This is a genomic window from Nocardia sp. NPDC003345, assembly GCF_053589395.1.
Window position 1 is genome coordinate 1 of the sequence record NZ_JBSFRU010000479.1, and the last position, 3,356, is coordinate 3,356.

A 3,356-nucleotide genomic window follows, 5' to 3' on the forward strand; every position below is an offset into this window, starting at 1 on the left:
GCAGTTCCTCCTCCCGTGCACGGATCCGGGCCTGTGCGGAAGCGTGCAGCTCGCGGCCTCGCGGGGTGAGTTCCAGTAGCCGGGCGCGGCGGTCGGCCGGATCCGGGGTGCGTTCGATGAGCCCCCGGGCCTGTAGATCGTCGAGGACCGCGATGATGCGGGTCTTGTCCGCGCCGATCTCCTGGGCGAGCACGCCCTGTCCCCGCGCCGGGCCCGCCGACAATGCCGTGAGCACGCTGTAGGCCCACATGCTGACTCCGTGCTCTTCGAGTACGGGTAGTTCCATCGCGATGAGGCTGCGGGTCAGCGGCGCGAGCATCGCTGCCAGGTCCGGTCGGTCCGTCGATCCCATGGATAGAACCTACCGGCTTCGCATTGATAGGCATGGACATACGATAGGCGCATGCATACTATTGGCCGTATGACTTCAGACGATCTCCGAGACCTCGACCGCACCGCCGTGCTCGAAACCCTGAAAACCGCCGAACTGGTCACCACGGACCGGCTCGGGCTCCCGACTCCCTGCGCCGACTGGACCGTCGGCGAACTACTGGCCCATATGGCCGTACAACATCGCGGTTTCGCCGCGGCGGCCCGCGGAGACGCCGCGGATCTCGCGATCTGGCGGCCGCGCCCGCCCGGTCCGCATACGCCGGCCGAATACGCCGAGGCCGCCACCGAGGTACTGGACGCCTTCGCGGCCGCCGATGTGCCCGGCCGTGAATTCGCGATGCCGGAATTCGGCCCCGGGGTCACGGTGCCGGGGCATCTCGCGATCGGCTTCCATTTGGTCGACTATGTGGTCCACGGCTGGGACCTGGCGCGGGCCCTCGGCGTGGAGTACGAACTGGACGAGACGCTCGCGGAACCGGTGCTGCGGATCGCCGCCGGTGTACCCGACGGCGCGGAGCGCGACAACCCGGAATCCCCCTTCGCGCGGGCGCTACCGGGCGCCGATACCGGACCCGCGCTGGATCGGATCCTGCGGCTGCTGGGCCGGTCCCCGGAATGGCCGGCCGCCGGGTGACCGTCCCGGAAAGCTCCGGATAATCAGGCGGGTTCGACCGCGGCGCGGATGGCCGGATCGAGCAGCCCCAGATCGCTGCCGAGGCGCTCGGCCAGGTCCCGGGCCACCGCGACATCCTTGCGGAGGAAATCACCGACCGATTCGGAGAAGGCCGCGACCGAACCCTTCGCCGCGACGCTCAGTACCGCCCGGCCCGAACTGCTCGCGTGCGGCAGCGCGGCGAGCACCTCGGATTCGGCCAGGCCGAGCTGCCCGGCCAGGCGCACCGCCTCGGTGACCAGCCCGATCTGGGCGGCGAACAGCGAATTGTTGACCAGCTTCACCCGCTGGCCGTTACCGAGCGCGCCGACCGCCAGCACCGGATCGGCGTAGGCGGCCAGGACGGGTCGGGCGCGTTCGGCGGCCGCCGGCGCACCGCCGAGGAACACCGTCAGGGTGCCGTCGGCGATATTGTGCGGGCCGCCGCTGACCGGGGCGTCCACCACCAGACGCCCGGCGGCGGCCGGGGCGGCGGCGATCGCGGTCGCGGTATCCGGGCTGCCGGTGGTGTGCAGGATCAGCACCGATCCGGCGGGCATGGTCTCCAGCAGGCCGCTGTCCAGGCATACCTCGCGCACCTGCTCATCGGTGAAAACACAGACCACCACGGCCTCGGCCTGCGGTCCCGTCTCGGATACGGTGCCGACCGCGGTGGCGCCCGCGCCGATGATCGCGTCGCGGGCGGCCGGGGTCCGCCCGGCCGCCCGCACCTCGTGGCCCGCCGCGACGAGACGCCGGATCATGGGGACGCCCATCCGGCCGGCGCCGACGAATCCGATACGCACTCGGTTCTCCTTCGTTCGGGGGCGCGGTGTCACCGTGCCCCGGTGGTGCGCACCGGGGCACGCGTCGGGCGGCCGGTGCGGTGCTGGGTCAGCGCGGCCGGCCCATCAGCGCGAGTGTCGCGTCGGCGGTATCGAGCACGGCACCCGGTGTGATTCCGGCCGCGGCGGCCAGCTCACCGATCAGCCGGACATCCTTGCGCAGCAGATCGCCGGCGTGTGCCGCGATCTGGTCCAGAGAACCGCCGCCGGCGAGGATCCGGCCGAGAGCGAAACTGTTCCCGCTGCCGTTGCCGATCACCTCGCCGAGGCGCTGCGGGCTCACACCGAGGCGCTCACCGAGTTCGAGCGTGGTCACGGCGGTGGCCATATGAGCGGTGAAGAGCAGATTGTTGAGCAGTTTGGTGGTCTGGCCGGCGCCGACCTCGCCCAGATGCACCACCGGGTTCGCGTAGGTCTCGAAGACCGGCAGGCACCGTTCGACCGTGGCGGTGTCGCCACCGGCCATCACCAGCAACCGCCCGGCCTCCACGGCGGGGGCGCCGCCGCTGACCGGCGCGTCGATGAGCGAGATGCCCTGCGCGGCGGCCGTCGTGGCCAGCTCGCGGCAGGTATCCGGGTGCACGGTGCTGTGGATGGCGATGATCGGCTGCGTGCTACGGCCCGCCGCCGAGGCGGCGAACCCGGCCAGTACACCGTCCTCGCGTTCCAGGACCTCCCGCACATCGGCATCGCCGACCACGCACAGGCAGACCAGATCACTGTCGGCCGCCAGGGCGGCGGGGCTCTCCGCGACCTTCGCCGCCGTGTCCGCGTACGGTTCGGTACTCGCCGCGCGGCGGGCCCACAGGGTGGTGGGGTATCCGCCCTCGACGATGCGGCGGGCCATCGGCCCGCCCTGACTGCCCAGTCCGATGAATCCGACGCGCATATGACTACTCCGTTCGTACAGTTCAGGATTCGGTGTCCGGCGTGGCCGGGGCCTGCGGCCGCCAGAACACGGCCAGCAACCCGGCCGTCGCGAGAACGCCGACGCCGAGTGCGATGGCGCCTCCCGCCCAGCCGGTGATCTCGATTCCGGCGGCATGGTCGAGTGAGAGCCATCCGGGGCCCAGCAGGCCGATCACCACACAGACCACCCCCAGGACGAGAACGTATTCGTATCCGTCCTTCATCACGAAGAATCCGTTCTTCCGGTGCGCGAGCAGCGCGGCGACCAGCATCACCGACACCACCGCCGCGGCCGCCAGCGGTGTCAGCAGACCGACGACGAGCAGTACACCGGCGCCGATCTCGGTGATCACGCTCAGCCACGCCTGCAGGACTCCGTTGCGCAATCCGAGACTGCTGAACCAGCGGCCGGTTCCGGCGATCTTGCCGCCGCCGATCCAGTGGTTGACCCCGTGCGCGATCATGGTCGCCCCCACGACCAGCCGGAGCAGGAACAGGGCGAAATCGGTGACGTCCATCGGTTACCTTTCCGGCGGCGCCGTCGCGCCGCCGTCGAA

5 protein-coding genes are annotated in these 3,356 nt (G+C 70.9%); 1 reads left to right on the top strand and 4 read right to left on the bottom strand.

Annotated features, from left to right (window positions below):
• Positions 1-352 (bottom strand): MarR family winged helix-turn-helix transcriptional regulator (locus ACWDU1_RS30905; RefSeq protein WP_450003896.1); only part of this gene is annotated, 352 nt, incomplete at its 3' end.
• Between the two features lie 69 nt (positions 353-421).
• Between ACWDU1_RS30905 and ACWDU1_RS30910 the strand changes: the two genes are divergently transcribed.
• Positions 422-1,027, top strand: a complete 606-nt coding sequence (locus ACWDU1_RS30910) for a TIGR03086 family metal-binding protein (RefSeq protein ID WP_450003898.1) — start codon at positions 422-424, stop codon at positions 1,025-1,027.
• A gap of 23 nt (positions 1,028-1,050) precedes the next feature.
• Here ACWDU1_RS30910 and ACWDU1_RS30915 read toward each other — a convergent pair whose 3' ends face one another.
• The 3 genes from ACWDU1_RS30915 to ACWDU1_RS30925 form a co-directional block, all read right to left on the bottom strand.
• A complete protein-coding gene (locus ACWDU1_RS30915; RefSeq protein ID WP_450003900.1) occupies positions 1,051-1,851 on the bottom strand; it encodes an NAD(P)-dependent oxidoreductase in 801 nt (266 codons plus the stop codon).
• A gap of 88 nt (positions 1,852-1,939) precedes the next feature.
• Positions 1,940-2,779: an NAD(P)-dependent oxidoreductase gene (locus ACWDU1_RS30920; protein ID WP_450003902.1), complete on the bottom strand. Its 840-nt coding sequence runs from the start codon at positions 2,777-2,779 to the stop codon at positions 1,940-1,942.
• Between the two features lie 22 nt (positions 2,780-2,801).
• Complete coding sequence (locus ACWDU1_RS30925) at positions 2,802-3,317, bottom strand: DoxX family protein (protein WP_450003903.1); 516 nt, start codon at positions 3,315-3,317, stop codon at positions 2,802-2,804.
• Positions 3,318-3,356 lie beyond the last annotated feature (39 nt).